Annotated in this window: 10 protein-coding genes; all 10 read left to right on the top strand. The window is 57.3% G+C overall.

The genetic code is table 11. The features are described from left to right. Positions 1-1,240: 1,240 nt before the first annotated feature. The 10 genes from ETAA8_RS08190 to ETAA8_RS08145 all read left to right on the top strand — a co-directional run bounded on the left by ETAA8_RS08190 (position 1,241) and on the right by ETAA8_RS08145 (position 16,810). A complete protein-coding gene (locus ETAA8_RS08190; RefSeq protein ID WP_145087355.1) occupies positions 1,241-2,416 on the top strand; it encodes a hypothetical protein in 1,176 nt (391 codons plus the stop codon). Positions 2,417-2,504: 88 nt separating this feature from the next. Next, a complete protein-coding gene (locus ETAA8_RS08185) occupies positions 2,505-3,413 on the top strand; it encodes an alpha/beta hydrolase (protein ID WP_145087353.1) in 909 nt (302 codons plus the stop codon). A 315-nt stretch (positions 3,414-3,728) separates the two neighbouring features. Continuing rightward, the gene (locus tag ETAA8_RS08180) at positions 3,729-5,099 is read left to right on the top strand and encodes a DUF1501 domain-containing protein (RefSeq protein WP_202921673.1); all 1,371 of its coding nucleotides are present in this window, start codon (positions 3,729-3,731) and stop codon (positions 5,097-5,099) included. 148 nt (positions 5,100-5,247) lie between these two features. After that, positions 5,248-6,900: a DUF1549 domain-containing protein gene (locus ETAA8_RS08175; protein ID WP_202921672.1), complete on the top strand. Its 1,653-nt coding sequence runs from the start codon at positions 5,248-5,250 to the stop codon at positions 6,898-6,900. Between the two features lie 15 nt (positions 6,901-6,915). After that, entirely contained in the window at positions 6,916-8,184 is a 1,269-nt protein-coding gene (locus ETAA8_RS08170) for a DUF1501 domain-containing protein (protein ID WP_145087347.1), read from the top strand. Positions 8,185-8,208: 24 nt separating this feature from the next. Further along, positions 8,209-9,201: a WD40 repeat domain-containing protein gene (locus ETAA8_RS08165; protein ID WP_145087345.1), complete on the top strand. Its 993-nt coding sequence runs from the start codon at positions 8,209-8,211 to the stop codon at positions 9,199-9,201. A gap of 274 nt (positions 9,202-9,475) precedes the next feature. Beyond that, positions 9,476-10,798: a DUF1501 domain-containing protein gene (locus tag ETAA8_RS08160; RefSeq protein WP_145087343.1), complete on the top strand. Its 1,323-nt coding sequence runs from the start codon at positions 9,476-9,478 to the stop codon at positions 10,796-10,798. Between the two features lie 89 nt (positions 10,799-10,887). Beyond that, entirely contained in the window at positions 10,888-12,228 is a 1,341-nt protein-coding gene (locus ETAA8_RS08155; RefSeq protein ID WP_145087341.1) for a DUF1501 domain-containing protein, read from the top strand. Positions 12,229-12,497: 269 nt separating this feature from the next. Then, positions 12,498-15,464, top strand: coding sequence for a hypothetical protein (locus ETAA8_RS08150; protein WP_145087339.1), 2,967 nt, complete (start codon positions 12,498-12,500; stop codon positions 15,462-15,464). Positions 15,465-15,631: 167 nt separating this feature from the next. Further along, a complete protein-coding gene (locus tag ETAA8_RS08145) occupies positions 15,632-16,810 on the top strand; it encodes a sialidase family protein (RefSeq protein ID WP_202921671.1) in 1,179 nt (392 codons plus the stop codon). Positions 16,811-17,009: the final 199 nt, after the last annotated feature.

Genomic DNA, 17,009 nt, shown 5'->3' with positions numbered 1-17,009 from the left:
GCCAGAACGGCAAACGTCGTAGCATTAGTTCGCAGATCCACGGTTCAGTTCCGAGCAAATGTTTCGGTGCGTCCTGACGTGCAGAATCGAGGGGCGTTTGCGAACGATCAGTGTGGCGAGTTGGCTTTTTATGCCGACTTCCTCCAATCGCACTTCAGTAGCCAACCTAACCGCGCTGAACTACGAATCTCGCACATCGGAATCGATTCAACTGGTTGCGTCACGCTGCGCCGCCTTGGATCGTTCACGAATTCGTTCTCGATGCCCTGATGCGGTCGCTCTTTGTCGTAGTGCTCCAGGTTTTCCCCGCACACATGATCCATGTGCGTCTCGCCGAAGCTCACGAACCGATCCAGTCACTCTTGCTGGATCGATTGAACGAACCGCTCCACGAAAGCGTTGGTGTTCGGTGTCCGGAACTCCGGCACTTTCACATTCACTCGCTTTCGCCTCAGCGCTTGATTGACGTTCTTGGTGAACTTCGAGTCGCGGTCGTGTTGGACGATGCCAGGTTCCATGCCTTGGATATTTGCCCATGTCACAAACGACTCAACTTGCTCCTTCACCCACACTGCGTTCGGGTGGAAGGTTTGCTGGCTGCTTGCGGGAACGGCCGTTTCGTCGCTTATCCGACCGCGAGGGCATAGGGCATGGGGTTCAGCATTACATGGCCGCACAACCATCCACAATGCGCGTGCCAAAGGAGCACAAGATCGCCAAAGATTCGACCGATGGCCGCCTGCCGTCAGCACTGTCGATTATGCCACCCGGTCAACTGAACACGTCGAGGAATAAATCCGTGACCTTCTCACGTTCCTGCTGGCGACAGGAGATTCCGAGCACGCAGCCTTTAAGAAGCCGGCTGGTACGTGATTGTCTAAAATCCAGAGTCTTCCGAGAAGATCGCGGGCATTTTAGTTTGCTGTGGCAGTGACGATTTCCACATTTGGGGAGCGACGGCAGTTTTGCCTCGCTGCTCGATGATTTCTTGATCGGCTGCTTTCGCTTCGATACATTGCATCGCTCGACCCTGATCTCTACCGGGACTTGTTCCGCTTCGCTCTGGAGGACTACCCCTTTGTTGTCGCGTTCCTTGCTTGCCAAAGCATTCCGGCCGCTTTCTTCCAGAGGCCGTTCGCCTAATCTTTGCATCCCACTCGCGTTCGTTTGCTCGCAGATAGTCCTAATTCTAGCGGCGTTTGCCAACTGGGCCGGTATTGCGACTTCTGCAGAACCCTCGATGACTATCGAACAAATTACGTTCGGTCCAAAGAACCATTTTTTCGGCTATATCGGCCACGGTCTCACGATTCCATGGAATGCTAGCGGTCGCTTCATTGTTGCGCTGCGAACCGATTTTCACGACCGCATGCCGACTGTTGGCGACATTGCCGAAGTGGTCCTAATCGATTCACAGAAACAAAATGAGGTGACAGTCGTCGACCGGACTCGGGCTTGGAACGTCCAGCAAGGAACGATGCTCTACTGGAACCCCAGCGAAGCAGAAACGCAGTTTTTCTTCAACGATGTCGATCCGAAATCTGGGCTCGTTTTCACGGTTCTTTACGACGTCAAGAGTCGCCGCCGAGTACGCGAGTATCGCTTCGGCAACGAATCGATCGCCAACGGCGGCGTGGCCCCGAACGGTAAGTACTTCGCCGGCATTAACTACGGCAAGATCAGCCGCTCGCGAGAAGTCATTGCCTATCCTGGAGCATTGGATGGGACGGTCAATGGTCCGGCGAACCCGACGACTGACGGTCTCTTTCGCGTCGATATTGAGAACGGAGAGCGCAAGTTGCTTGTCTCTTACAAGCAACTGTCCGACTTGCTGCTTGACAATCCTAAAGAGCGGGCTCGACTGGGCGATCCCGATAAATACCCGATTTATGTGCATCACACTCTTTGGAACCGAGACAGCGAGTGGATTACGTTTATCGTGCGAGGCAAGGGCAACAAGCGCCCGAGCGCTGGCTGCGCCGTGCGGGTCGACGGCACTGGCTTAAGAAAGATCCCGTTTGCTGGTCATCCAGAGTGGCTCGAGGGCTCTCTTTTCGCAATGGCTTCCAAGGATCACGGTGCCTACAACCTTTATGACGTTGCGGCGGAGAAGTGGGCCGGACAACTCGGCGGGCCCAGCGTATTTCCTGACACCGATGACGACAATGCACTTTCGCCCGATACGAAGCTGTATGTCGGCAGCTACAAGCAAAAACCAACGGAGTGCATTTATACCATCTATTACCGCGGGGATGGAAATTACATCCGTTCTCCCCCAGTTCCAACAAAAGTGGGAGGTGGCGTTGTGCGGATTGATTCGGCACCACGCTGGAACCGAACGAGTGACGGACTGCTCGTGCCGGGCGTCATTAGCGATGGCACGCTGCAGTTGTTCGAATTGCGGTTGATAAAGTGACGGGCGCCCATGTGCCTTGCCTCATAACCAGTCGCAGATTCAACACCACGTCAATTCAGTCACTAGTACACCTGCTCAGGAAGACGTCATGAAGGGATTGGTCCTGCTCGGTGTGCTGTTTATCGTGACCAGTCTTCGCGCGGCCGATTTGCCGACGCGTGATCCACCAACCCATGCCGATGCTTCCTATGGCTCGCATGCGCGGAATGTGCTCGATTTCTGGCGGGCGGAAGGAAATGACCCTCGGCCGTTGTTGGTTTTTATTCACGGTGGAGGCTGGACCGGTGGTGACAAGCTGCAGGAGGGAAATCCGCAGCGACATTGGCTGGCAAAGGGTGTCTCTTATGCGGCGATCAACTACCGACTGACTACTGAAGCTCCTTTGCCAGCCCCTGTTCACGATGCGGCTCGAGCCATTCAATTTCTGCGCACGAAGGCGAACGAGTGGAACATTGATACGAAACGGATCTGTCTGACCGGCGGGAGCGCCGGGGCGTGTACAGCAATGTGGCTGCTCTGCCATGATGATCTGGCCGATCCCAAGTCCATGGATCCGGTGCTACGCGAGTCGACTCGCGTAGCAGGTGCTGCCGTATTTCGTGGGCAAACCTCGATTGATCCTAGGCAAATCGAACCGTGGCTCGGGCCAAATGTGCTCCAGCATCGGATGATCGCCATGGCAGTCGGTGAACGCACCATCGACAACGCATTGAAGAATTACGCTGTACATCGCAATGCGTATGTCGAGTTTTCTCCCTTTAATCACGTCAGCCGAGATGATCCTCCGCTGTTCATGTCGTGCGACGCTGACCTGACCGTTCCCGCACGGCATGCGAGCCACGGTATCCACCATCCCGTGTTCGGCGTGAAGCTCAAGGAAAAGTCGGATTCCGTTGGGATGGAGTGTCATTTACTCGTCGGAAAGGGAACGACTTATAAATCAGAGAAGTACGCAGACGCCGTAGCGTTCCTTGAGGCCGTATTGCGCGTGCCGTGACAGGCACTGTTGCGGATCGCACTAGGCGTGCATTCTTGCGTGCGAAACGTACTCTCAGCAGCGAGCGACGTTACGCTCAGATCTCACACCGCCGTACTCGTGCGCGCGTTAACTTGATCTCGTCGGCAGGCAAAACGCGGACTCTCAATCGTTTCGGCAGTCCGCAGCGGCTGGGGAAGGGACTTCACTGCTGCGGCGCGCATTTGATGTTGTTACGTTGACCTCGCGTCGCCTAAGACATATAAGTGGATTCTGATGCTTTGCGGTTGGGTGCTTGCTAGACGGTGGTTTGACATGATGACGGCGGGAAAAACGGTGAACGTACGAACGAGTCGACGTGCTGCACTGCAAATCGGTGCAGGGCTGTTCGGGCTCAATCTTCCCCAATGGTTGCAGGCTGCACCCCACGCTGGTCGCAAGTCCTCAGACATTTCGTGCATCTTTCTGTTCCTGGCTGGCGGACCAAGCCAATATGAAACCTTCGATCCAAAGCCCGATGCGCCCGTTGAAATTCGGGGGCTCTGGCAACCAATCTCGACGAATGTGGCTGGAACTCACATCTGCGAGAAGTTGCCGCTGATGGCGCAGCGGATGGACAAGGTCACCATCATTCGCTCGTGGCAAGGCAGAAACGGCGGCCACGATGTCGGTTCGCAGCACGTAGCATCCGGATTCCTTCCCGCGCGCAACGAACAGTACTTTCCCAACTTTGGTTGCCTTGTCTCCGCACTGCGGGGCAACCGAGTGCCGGGAATACCCGCCCATCTCGGTTTGCCAGTCGCGGCTCGCTATACAAACCCGCCTGGCTATCTTGGCGCCGCGTACGACGCTTTCAATATCAAGGGTGACCCGAGTGCTCCGACCTTGCAGTTCAACAAACTGAGCGTCGATGCCTCACGCTTTGAGAATCGCCGGTCGTTGCTTGCTCAGATGGAGAACCTCAACAAACTCTCCGTCCAAAACGCCGGGCCGTTCGAAGCACACGACAAGTTCGGCGCAGAAGCGATTTCGCTGCTCACCAGCGGTGCGATGGCGCGGGCGATGAACCTGGATGAGGAACGGACATCGCTGCGTGAGCGTTATGGCCAGAACATCTACGGGCAACGCGTCCTCATGGGACGCCGGCTGATCGAAGCCGGGGCGAGGTTCGTGACCATCAACCAAGCCGTCCAAGGTGGGCTGTTCGGCGATGGCACGACGGATGGCACCTGGGATAATCACCAGTTGCTGTTCGAATCGATGATGTCGGTCTCCGAGGCACCTGCGAACGCACCCAGCGGCTACAAGTGGCATTCGTATCGAGGGCCCGGAAACCTGCCGCAATTGGACATGTCCCTCTCGGCCTTGCTCGATGACCTGGAAGAACGTGGCTTACTTGACACAACACTCGTTGTGGTCATGGGCGAGTTTGGACGCACACCCCGCATCAACAAGGACGGCGGCCGAGATCACTATCCCAACGCGGGCTGCGTGCTGATGGCGGGCGCCGGTATTAGTCGTGGCGCTGTGATTGGCGCGACCGATCGTTCAGGAGCATTCCCAGCTACGCGACCTTGGACGCCGGAAGACGTTGCAGCATCGATCTACCATGCCCTGGGCATCGAACCACACCGCACTTATTTCCCAAGACTCCCCCGCCCTACACCAATCGCGGCCGGGCAAGTGATCGACGGCCTGTTTGCCTAGTTTGTCGCTGCTTGCCCAGAGCAGGAACGCCAGACGACTGCCGCAACCAACTTGCCTGGATCCAAGCCGAGACTTTAGTTGAACCATGATCGTATTTTGTCATATGCCACGGTTTGCTGCTTGGCCGATATGCATCGCAGCCTGCACCATGATTTCTGCCATCTCGACCGCGGCCGATGCCCCGTCGCTGCATCAGCAAATTGACACACTCATCTCCCAGCGGCACTCTGAACTTAAGGTCGTCCCGACTGCGATTTGCAGCGACGCGGAGTTTATCCGTCGCGTGCATCTAGATCTGAACGGCGTCATTCCATCAGCAGAAGTAACTCGAGCTTTTTTAGAGAACTCTGCGACCGACAAGCGACAAAAGCTGATTGACGATTTGCTCGCCAGCCCCGACTATGCTCTGCACATGGCTCGGTTGTTTGATGTCATGCTCACCGAGCGACGGATTGCGGCGGGGGGCAACTTGTACGATGTGCCCGCACCGAACTGGCGCGAGTATTTGGCGGAGTCGTTTGCCTCCAATAAACCCTGGGACCAGCTTGTTCGGGAGTTGCTGGCCGGTGACGGCACCGATGAAAAACTCGCGAGCGCGCTCAAATTCTACCTCGTCCGGGATGTCGCCCCGCATCAACTGACACGCGATGTGGGACGTCTGTTTCTCGGAGTCGATCTGCAGTGTGCCCAATGTCATGACGACCCACACGTTGTAGATTATCGCCAGTCTGACTACTTCGGCATATACGCATTTCTGGAACGGTCCAAAATGCACCCGCTCTCGCCCCGCGGAGCACAACTGGCAGAAACCGCCGCGAGCAAAACGACGTTTGTTTCGGTCTTCACGACCAGGTCTGGGGAAACTAGTCCCCGCTTGCCCGGCGGCGAAATGATTGCCGACCCGCCGCTCGAAAAGGATAAAGAGTACCTCGTCAAACCGGAGCCAAAAGTTCGGGGCGTCCCTACTTATAGCCGGCGATTGAAACTGGCTGAGCAGCTTCCCCGCGCGGGAACGCTGGGGTTTACGCGAAACATTGCCAATCGCTTGTGGGCCATCTTGCTGGGAAGAGGATTGGTACACCCCCTCGATCTTCATCACGCTGCCAATCCACCTTCACATCCCGAATTGCTCGCCGTGCTGGAACGCTGGATGGTTGAGAACCATTACGACATCAAGGGCTTTCTCCGCGAAGTCGCGATTAGCGATACCTATCAGCGGTCCAGTTTGATGCCGGCTGACTCAAAGGATTTGTCGGAAAAGTCATTTGCCGTCGCGCCTTTGCGTGGGCTGAGCGCTGAACAATTGCGGTGGTCGGTGCTGCAAGCCACGGGTCGGATTGAATTGCATTACGCTCGGCTCGATGCTCAAACGAAGAAAACTTCGCCATTGTCAGAAGCGAGTCCCACACCGGCTTGGAAAGAGAAGATTACGCGGAACGAAGCCCTGGAACGTCAGTCTGTTAGCTTGGTGGCCGCGTTCACGGGGCTTCCCGGTCAACCGGAAGAGGGCTTTCAACCGGTGGTCGATCAGGCGCTGTATTTGCGCAACAGCACTAAGCTTTTACCGATTCTCCAAGAGGACTCTGGCACTCTGCTCGCGCGCCTCAACCAGATGTCCGACATCCAGTCGGTAGCCGATGGACTGTATCTGAGCGTGCTGTCACGCCTGCCAACCGAGGATGAAATGGCCGAAGTTCGGCAACTGCTCCAGTCGATCAAAACTCCCAAGGAGCGGCGTGAACCGTTGCAAGCTCTGCTGTGGGGTTTGCTGTTGTCGTCTGAATTTCGTTTGAACCACTGATTTCAGGAGCAGCAGATGGCAGGACGTCAATCACGTACCGCAGCGTCGGAGATCTCACGCCGCGCCTGGTTGCAAGGGACTGCTGCTGCACTCGGAGCGGGAGCAATTGAGCAACCGTTACGTGCCGAGGTATCCACGTTATCTCGCAAACAACTGCTCCTCTTGTTTCTGTCCGGGGGTGCGAGCCAGTTCGAAACTTGGGATCCTAAACCGGGCACCAAAACCGGCGGCCCGTTCCGGGCGATCTCGACATCACTCCCTGGCGTGCAGATCGGCGAACTTCTGCCCCACACTTCGAAGATCATGCATCGCCTGACGGTGGTGCGCAGCCTGAATTCGAACATCCCGGATCACTTCCAAGGACATTACGCCATGCAATCGGGCCGCATCGCGCCCGGTTATCCGGTGCTCGGCTCCGCGGTTGCAAAGCTGCTAGAACGATCCGAGGACGTGTTGCCCGGTTACGTTTCGATCCGGCGCGATGGGCCGAAGGCGTACACTGATGTCGGCGATGCAGGCTTTTTGGGCGCGAAGTACGAAGGTGTGCGGGTCGTCAACAATCGGCCTCCGGAGAATCTCGTCCAGCCTGCTGCGGTAAAACCAACCCTTGCCGAGACCGTCGATCGCATCCGGAAATCGAACGATGAACGCTTCCGGCGGGGCCGCGATGCAGCGCCAATTGACGCCTATCGGACGACATTCGAACAAGCGCAGGCACTGATGGATCGGCGCGAGATATTTGATTTGACGAAAGAATCTGGTGCTGATCACGAACAATATGGCAAGCACGAATTCGGTCAGAATTGCTTGCTCGCCCGGCGGCTGCTGCAGTCTGGCGTCACTTGCGTGAAAGTTACTCACTTCGACTGGGATGCTCATCAGGACAATTTCTACTGGCACCAAATCCGGTGTGCCGAGTTCGACCGCACGCTGGTCACCTTGCTCGACGACCTCGAGCGGCGCGGCATGCTGGAGCACACGCTGGTCGTGATCTCGGGCGAGATGGGCCGCACGCCGCAGATCAATAAGCTCGGCGGCCGCGATCACTGGGGCCGCGCCTGGAGTGTGGCAATGGCCGGTTGTGGTGTGAAGCCGGGCGTGGTGTATGGTTCGACCAATGACCTCGGTACGGAAGTCAAAGACAAGCCCGTCAAACTCGGCGATCTGTTTCACACTTATTTGCGAGCCGTAGGTATCGATTCATCGGCATCTTACAGCATCGGCGGACAAACCAATCCGGTGGCAGACCCAGCGGCGAAACCGATTGGCGAACTACTCGCCTGATCCATTCCTTCCGGCGGCAATGCCATGCAAAGTGATCCCACCAAAATCAAGGAAGTGGCTGAATACAAACACCACTCACCGCTGGTTTCTTGCGCGTTCGATCCGACCGCCCGGTTTGTGCTGGCCGGAGGACGAGACCGCGACATCCTTTGCCTCGATGTGGCTGCTAAGTCAACCACGGAGCTATCGGGCCACGAGACTTGGGTCGGCAACATCGTACGTTCCGGTACGGACCTGATTCTGACGGCGGACTTTGCGGGTGTGGTTTTCGCTTGGGACTGCACAGGCGATAAACCTCGGCAGCGCTGGAAGATCACCGCTCATGCGAGCACCATCTACTCACTGGCTGCCAGCCCAGACGGCAAGCTGTTCGCGACCGGTGACCGCGATGGCAACATACACGTCTGGCAGGCCAGTGATGGAAAGCGGATGCACGAGTTGCGGATTGAGGGCCATCCTGTGTACGGGCTGGCGTTTCATCCGGATGATCAACGACTGATCTCTGCCGACCGTCAGCCGAAGAAGCCGCGGCTTAAGGTCTGGGAGTTTGCAACCGGCAAGGAGCAACGCAGCATCGATGTGCCTCAACTCTCTGCATATCGCCGCGTGGAAGATATCGAGTGGGGCGGCATTCGTGGCATTACGATTTCGCCCGATGGCGGCACGCTCGTCGCCTGCGGCAGTAACGAATACTCGGGCCCTGCATGTGCGTTGCTGGTTGATATCGCGACCGGTGAACTGAAACTCAAAGTTGCTTCACAGTTGAAGGGCTTTTATTATTCGGCTCAATTTCACGCGCAAGGCTTTCTACTCACAGCTGGGGGCGATATTGGCAAAGGCGAACTGCGTGCGTGGGATCCCACCCAAGGTGAATCGCTTGCCACCGTAGCCACTCCCGGCCCTTGCACCAGCGTCGATATTCATCCGAACGGCCAACGCTGCATCTTAACGCAAATGATCGGACAGCGTTCTTATCCAGACTCCGGATCATTGACTCTATATGAGTGGTCGGAGTGAATCCGTCGCCCCTCGTTTGCTGTTAACACACGAAGGAAAACTGCGGCGATTATCAAAACGTACGAAGGGTGCCGCGACGTCACGTCCCCAAGTGACCGCATCTGGAAGAGTTTGTCGCACAGTTCGAAGTGGCCGAGACCCTGCCAGGTAGCATCTACACGTTAAAAAATCGTCTTGTTCGCGGCTGAAGCAGTACCTAGACTACGACCATCAACGGATGTTGATATTTCCCGCCGGTTCGTTATCCCGCCAAATTTACCCGCCGAGGTCAACCATGCTGACACTGTTGGGAAGACCATTTGAGTGCTGCGATCGAGTCTCCCGTCGTGACCTGATTCGGGTCGGCGGAATCGGTGTATTCGGGCTTACGCTTGCCGGCTTGTTCCGGGCTCGTGCTGCAGCAGCGAAGGGTACGGAGCGGCGGAGCACGGCAGTGATTTTTGTGGAACTGGCCGGCGGGCCGACCCATATTGAAACCTACGATCCCAAGCCACGCGCGCCGGCCGAATATCGCGGACCACTCGGAACGATCGCTACCAACCTGCCCGGAGTACAGTTCAGTGAGCTGATGGTTCAGCAAGCGCGGATCATGGACAAACTGGCTGTTCTGCGCGCGGTCACTCACTCTTCCAGCAGCCACGGCACCTCGGCCCATCTGACACAAACCGGGTATTACCTCCGCGACCCTCAGCGGCGTGAAAACGACATGCCGTGCGCTGGTTCGATTACCTCCCAATTACGCGGACCAAACCAAGTCGGGGTTCCAGCCTATGTGGCTGTACCTCAGGTAATGCGTTTCGGCGGCCCAGCCTACTTCGGCAAGCGCTTTAGCCCATTCGAAACCGGCGGCGATCCCGCTGCTGCCAAATTTGAAGTAAATAACCTGAGCCTCAACACTTCCTTGAATCTCGAACGACTCACCGACCGTCGCTCGTTGCTAGCCGCGTTAGATGGCCAGCGCCGCGCGGCCGCTGCAACAGGAACGACCGAGGCAATTGATCACTTTAGTCGCGAGGCCTTCGAGATGGTCACGGGCGATCGTGCCCGCCGCGCATTTCAGATCGAGGCCGAAAGCGACGTCACCCGTGACCGTTACGGCCGCCATACAACCGGTCAAAGCTTGCTGCTCGCTCGGCGACTGGTCGAAGCCGGAGTGACCTTTGTCACGGTTCGAGTTGGTGGCTGGGATGATCACGTTCAGATCGAACAGCGTATGAAGGAAAGGGGACCAGCGTACGACCAAGGGTTGGCCGCTCTTGTCGAAGACATTCACGAGCGGGGACTCGCGCGCGATGTCCTCGTTGTCTCGATGGGCGAATTTGGGCGCACGCCGCGGATCAATGCCAGCGCCGGTCGCGATCACTGGGGAACGCTGATGAGCGTGGTGATGTCTGGGGGCGGATTGAAGATGGGGCAAATTATCGGCTCGTCGAATGATAAGGGTGAAACGCCGCAAGATCTCCCCTATCGTCCCGAAAACATCCTCGCCACGATCTATCGCCACCTGGGGATCGATCCGCAGTTAACATTCAACGATTTCTCCGGACGGCCTCGCTACATCCTGGAAAACCGAACGGTCGTGAAAGAGCTAATCTGACCATTCGCATGGCTTGAAAGAGCCTTTCTGCGGAATGATAACGGTAATGCACCCGCTTGAATTAATACCCACCTGACAAGGGCTGCCTCATGCTTTCGCTTCTCGATTCGCCGCCACGACTGTGTAGTGGATTGAGTAGGCGCGAAGTTCTGACCATCGGTGCTTTGGGTTTGGGAGGACTGGCCCTACCTGACTTGCTGCGTGCCGAGTCAACTGGCGGAATCCATTCAACGAAAAAGGCCATCATCATGATCTACATGTGCGGCGCTCCACCGCATCAGGACATGTACGATCTGAAAATGGAGGCGCCTGCCGAAATTCGTGGAGAATTCCAGCCGATTGAGAGCAACGTGCCGGGAATTCGGATTTGTGAACACTTGCCGCGCCTGGCACGGATCATGGACAAGCTCGTGCCCATTCGCTCGGTGGTAGGTTCACCTAATGGCAGTCACGATTCATTTATCTGCTACACGGGCCGGTCTTTCATGCAGCAACCGCCGGGTGGTTGGCCATCAGTTGGCGCAACACTTTCGAAGTTATTGGGCAGCCGCGATCCCGGCACGCCACCCTTTGTCGGGCTCGCACCGGTTACGGGGCATCCGCCCTATGGTTCGCCGGGTCATCCGGGATTTCTCGGCGCGTCGCATAGCGCCTTCCGCCCCAATGGTGAAGGTCGCGCTGATCTAAAGCTCAACGGCATCCCAGTCGAGCGCCTACAAGACCGTAAGCAACTATTGTCGAGCTTTGATACGATTCGCCGCAACGTAGAGAACTCGGGCAAGCTCGCGGGCTACGACGCCTTTACGCAGCAGGCCCTCGGCGTGCTCACTTCTAGCCGGCTTGCGGAAGCCCTCGACGTCAGCCGCGAAGATCCACGCGTACGCGAACGATATGGCAAGGGGGACGCCAAGAACTATGGCGACGGCGCTCCTCGCAACCTGGAACATTTCCTCATGGCGCGGCGTCTGGTAGAGGCCGGTGCGCGTTGCGTGACACTTAACTTCGGCCGCTGGGACTTCCATTCGAATAACTTCTCCGAATTCAAGAACACGCATGGCCCGTTGTTCGATCAAGGACTGAGCGCTCTCGTGGAAGATCTGCACGAGCGCGGCTTGAGCGACGAAGTTTCCGTGGTCGCCTGGGGTGAATTCGGCCGCACGCCAATCATCAATAAGGACGCTGGCCGCGACCACTGGCCGCAGGTCGGCGGCGCGCTACTCGCTGGTGGCGGGCTGCGGACCGGACAGGTGATCGGTGCCACCGACCGTCTCGGCGGAGAGGCGGTCGACCGCCCGGTGCATTTTGGCGAGGTATTAGCAACGCTTTACCACCAGCTGGGAATCAATCCCAACAAAACCACCGTCCGCGACTTCGCCGGTCGACCGCAATATCTGGTCGATCGCCATCAACCCATGCGAGAATTGATCTAGCGACTGCACCTGGCTACTAATGTTCTCCTTCCGTTGACAATCAAACGACACAGACGTTGAAGCCGGCACCGGCAATGGGAATGGTCGGGCGAGGTCAACCGCGCTTCTGAAGTTTGCGGTAACGAGCAATCCAGCCGGACTTGAGTCTTCGATTGTTAAGCACGTTGCCTGGTCGCTAGAGCCCGTCGAAAAACGAGTGATCGTTAGACGATTGGAAACTTACAGAGAACCACCGCGTCTCGCCCCAAGATCAAGCTCAGACCAATCCCATGAATGCCTCATCTTTGCGTTTTGTATCGACGGTTCTACTCACGTTCTTATGCAGCATGGAAGTGATCATCGGGGCCGACGACACCATTTTTCGCTGTGGTGATGAGCTGATCGTTCGGCTCCCGCAGCTCGGTCAATGGCGATACAAGTACCCAAAGCTGAACGCGACATTGAAATTGACCGGCGCAAGTGGCGAGAAAGTATTGCAGGTGAATCTCAGCGATCGCCTCACGCCCGAAGCAATGGTGATCGATGTGGTTGGTTTTGGCGCGTGCTCGGCGGTGTCGCTCGAAGTGAAAGACGCCACAGGCAAGTCGGTACATGCGCAGCAAGTGAGCCCAGTGCCGACGGTGACCATTCTCAATACCCTGCCGCTGCAGAACAACACGTTTGCGGCGATCGAGCCGGGGTCGAAGCTCGATCCGTCGGCCACGCCTCGGATTGCGCTTCCCGATCTGACAAAGCTCCGTATGCAAGATCTCACCGGTGCCACGCGCACCGTCACGACCGACTCAATCACGTATCCGGTCATCACCGATGCCGATCTACCGGGCATTGCCTCGAACAATGGCACAATCCTGTCGCGCCAGAGTTTCGCTCCGGACGATCCGACCAAGGTGAGCCTCTATTTCTCGTATCGCAAGGCGATCTACGACACTTCGACGACGAAGCTCAAAGAGTGGCGCAAGATGCTGATCGAGGTGCCGCTCGATCGGGCGTGGCTCAACAAGCAGGGTGACGAGACGATCACGTTGCCGCTCGATGGCTTCGCGATCCACACGACCGAAGAACGTGAGTTGGCCAATCCACGCTGGAATGATCCCTTGGGATACAACATGCTCGGCGGCTCATCGAGCGGCTTATACCAAGGTGGTCAATCGGTCGAGGTCGACGACCAGGGACGCATCTATATCAGCAACGTCGCCGACGGCGCGGGCATTGTCCGCTTCAATCCGCACACTGGCAAGTTTGAGCAACCGCCGGTCTGTTTTCAGGCCGAGACACGCAAGTTTGTGCCAGAAACACCGGGCATCAAACGCAATTGGGATCTCGATGACGCCAAACTCGTATGCACCCGCGGGCGATTGTATATCGTATTCGATCGCAACTACCGTGTGAGTACGCCCAACGGTGAGTTCGAGACGTGTAGCGGTGTGGTGTCGGTGCCACTGGAGAACTGGCACGATGCGGAGGTGTTTCGCAAGGACATTCGCCTGCACGCGGCTTGCTGGCCGACAGCCAAGGTACCGCTCTACAACGATGAGTTGATCGTCGGTAGCTCGCGCAAGGCAGGTGCCCCTGTCGCCACCAAACGTGGCATCACGTTTGGCACGTACCGACTTGACCTGGACGCGAATGGCAATACCGAGCGATTGTCGGTCATCAAAACGATTCGTGATCCAAGCGACGCAGCAGGTAGATCGTTGCCTCCGACCGAGTTCGAGACCATCAAGGGCCTGCAGCGCCAGCGTTACATCAATATCGGCGCTGCAGGGCGTCAGTTTGTGCGTTTAGCTTATGGCGAATGCTCGATCTCGCGTGCGGCGATAGCGCTGTCGATGCCTGACGCGCCGGCCGATTTGATTGCCGACTCGACGGGTCGCCACCGCACAACGTTCTCTGGCGCTCCCAGTGGCGAACTGACAATTCGCTTCGATATCACCGCGAAGATCAAGCGCGATCCTCAGCGATTTGCGACATTGGCAGCGGCGATGATCGGAATCTCGCAGGGGCCCAACTATGCAGTGATCGACGCCCCGGGTGAGGCCGACCGGGTGATTGGGGTCTGCGACTACAACTACTTTTACTCGAAGCTCGATTTCTCGCGCCGTGTCGCCGAACGAAAGGTCTACAAGTCGTACCTGCCGCTGATGAGCAACGGTCAAGTGACCGGCCAGCCCGCGTCGGTCGGATTGGGGCCGTACAACTCGACATGGGTCGAACATGATAATGCCCTCTGGCTCTACATCACGGGCTACACGGGCATCTCGCGAATCAAGTATGCCGAGGGGGGCAAGACGCTCGCGGGTTTCACCGCCGAACACATTCACGGTCGGCTATTGCCGCAGCCGATCGACGTAGTCACGCGTGACAACGTCAAAGACTTCTTGTATGTGTTGCCCGCTACCGACAACCGGTTGATCAACATCGGCCGTGGTCGAGTGGGACGTGGCGGCGGCGCACGTTCGGCGGGACTCGAACTGTTCGATCCCAGCACGCTCGGCAAGAGCCAATCGGCTGTCGAGATGAATCGTTGCTACGGACTGTTTACTCCACTCAGTCGGTTGATCTACTCCCCATCGGGTAGCCCGGTCCGACAAGAGATTTACGCTGCCAGCGGGAACATTCGGCGCGAGTATGTCGAGGACATCACTGACCCGGCCCAACGACCCAAGAACCAGGACCCCAAGATTTTTGCGTACGATTGTGCGTCAGGAGCCGGTCTCCGCGATCTCTATGGTTTTTCGCTGCCGCTGAATCCCAACGGCGACAACTCGGCCAACCTGGTGTTCTCGCCGTGTCATCAGTTCTTGGTCGTCATGCAAGGTGGCGGCACGCTGCTGACGTATAGTCTCGCCCAGCGGCGGTTCGTCGACGGCTTGCAGCTACGCAACTCGGCCGGCGAGCCGATTCATCTGCTCGATTACTCGAAGCCAAGTGCCTGGATTTGGACCGCCCCGGACGGCCAGATATTCTTTCATGCCGCGCTCGATGGCGACGCGTCGAAGAGCGTGAACTTCTTTAACGTGCAGGTCACGAACGCCGGTCAGATCACGGTTGCGCCGCAGCTCGCGGTCACCTGGGACAAGGTTGGCCAGGTCAAGGATTTCAATCGTATCGTGCGTTGCTTCTTGCCCGACCTCAACAAGCACGACGGCTCATACGATCTGGTGCTCGGCGGCGACTCAGACAATGGCGGTCAGCCGACGGTGCGTGTGATTGATGATTTTGTGCCGGCGCAATAGTGTGACAAGCGAAACTCTGGTGTGAGATGGCGATGACCGAGAGTGTGATGATTCTTGGCAGAGTGTTTCTAATCTTGTGCCTAGCTAACGGAATACTTCTAAGTACTGCATCACAACAGACAAACGCCGCGGAGCCGCTCGACTATACAATCAAGCTCGACACGGTCATGTCGGGCTTCGATGGCAAAACCTGTTGGGTCGCGCCGCGGGCCGGTGTCGTTCACGGCCCCAAGCCAAGTATCGTCTTCACGATGCAAAAGCTACTGCTCACTGGTAGCGACGTTTTCTTTGCGGTCAATGAAGTTCGTTCCGACGACTTGGGCAAAACCTGGTCGCCGCCGCTCGAACATCCGCAAACCTTGGGCCGCCGCCAAGAGCCGGGCGGTATCGAGATTGTCGCTGGCGACATGGTCCCCAAATGGCACGCAGCGACCGGCAAATTGCTCGCCACGGGCCCCACAGTTCGCTACAAACGCAATGCCTCCGGCGCGGAAGTGAAGATCAGTCAAAACGAAGCGTCGTCACGCACGTCATACTCGGTCTACAACGCCGAACAACGCACCTGGACCGTTTGGGACACGATCGTCATGCCCGACGATCCGAAGTTCTTCTACGCCACCGTCGGTGCCAGCCAACGGGTCGATCTGCCTGGTGGCGACATTCTGCTGCCGTTCCACTTCAAGACCGCCGGCGAAAGTCCGTACCACACCGCCGTGATGCGTTGTTCGTTTGACGGTAGGAAGCTCAAGTATCTCGAACATGGCGACGAACTGAGCCGACCTGCTGAGCCCGGCGTCGAATACAAACTTCCCGGTAGTCGCCAGACCGGCGTCTTCGAACCGTCGCTGACCGTGTATCGCGGCCGATATTTTCTGACAATGCGTAACGATCGCACGGCCTACGTGGCCACGTCCGATGACGGTCTCCACTTCGGCCCGGTCAAACGTTGGCGGTTCGACGACGGCAGCGATCTCGGCAGCACAAACACTCAGCAACATTGGGTTACACACAGCGCCGGCTTGCTGCTGAGCTACACGCGCAAAGGGGCGACCAACGACCATGTGTTCCGCCATCGAGCGCCGCTGTTCATCGCGCAGGTCGATCCCGAGAAACTGCACGTGATCCGCAGTACCGAGCGAATCTTGATTCCTGAGCGCGGGGCAGGCTTGGGCAACGCTTTTGGTGTTACCGAAGTGAACGAGCACGAAAGCTGGGTGACAACAGCCGAATGGATGCAAGGCCCCAAGGGCATTCTCCGGCCGGGCAACCCCTACGGTTCCGACAATAGCATCTACGCCGCACGCATCTTGTGGAAACAGCCGAACCGCGAATGGAATGCACGTTGATCGAGATGTTTGATTTCTCCGACATTGGTTACCGTCTCACGTTCGTCGGAAAACCTTATACTGAAAGTCGAAGGGCTCAACCTCTTCTGCAGGTGCCGATCACCAACATTAAGTGATAGCTGGATATGTCAATCTAAACTGATTTCAGACTTATCACCCCGACGGGACCATCGGCCATCTGAAACGTATCTCGATTTCG

Origin of the sequence: Anatilimnocola aggregata, assembly GCF_007747655.1 — a bacterium.
Classification (GTDB): Bacteria; Planctomycetota; Planctomycetia; order Pirellulales; family Pirellulaceae; genus Anatilimnocola; species Anatilimnocola aggregata.
Note: the sequence above shows the minus strand (reverse complement) of the source record. Positions and strands in the feature narration are given on the sequence as shown.

What these genes read in the sequence shown, in the direction of transcription:
- ETAA8_RS08155 (WP_145087341.1), top strand. Translation starts at nt 10,888, where the DNA reads ATGCTTTCGCTTCTCGATTCGCCGCCACGACTGTGTAGTGGATTGAGT.
- ETAA8_RS08160 (WP_145087343.1), top strand. Translation starts at nt 9,476, where the DNA reads ATGCTGACACTGTTGGGAAGACCATTTGAGTGCTGCGATCGAGTCTCC.
- ETAA8_RS08150 (WP_145087339.1), top strand. Translation starts at nt 12,498, where the DNA reads ATGAATGCCTCATCTTTGCGTTTTGTATCGACGGTTCTACTCACGTTC.
- ETAA8_RS08190 (WP_145087355.1), top strand. Translation starts at nt 1,241, where the DNA reads ATGACTATCGAACAAATTACGTTCGGTCCAAAGAACCATTTTTTCGGC.
- ETAA8_RS08170 (WP_145087347.1), top strand. Translation starts at nt 6,916, where the DNA reads ATGGCAGGACGTCAATCACGTACCGCAGCGTCGGAGATCTCACGCCGC.
- ETAA8_RS08165 (WP_145087345.1), top strand. Translation starts at nt 8,209, where the DNA reads ATGCAAAGTGATCCCACCAAAATCAAGGAAGTGGCTGAATACAAACAC.
- ETAA8_RS08145 (WP_202921671.1), top strand. Translation starts at nt 15,632, where the DNA reads ATGTCGGGCTTCGATGGCAAAACCTGTTGGGTCGCGCCGCGGGCCGGT.
- ETAA8_RS08185 (WP_145087353.1), top strand. Translation starts at nt 2,505, where the DNA reads ATGAAGGGATTGGTCCTGCTCGGTGTGCTGTTTATCGTGACCAGTCTT.
- ETAA8_RS08175 (WP_202921672.1), top strand. Translation starts at nt 5,248, where the DNA reads ATGATTTCTGCCATCTCGACCGCGGCCGATGCCCCGTCGCTGCATCAG.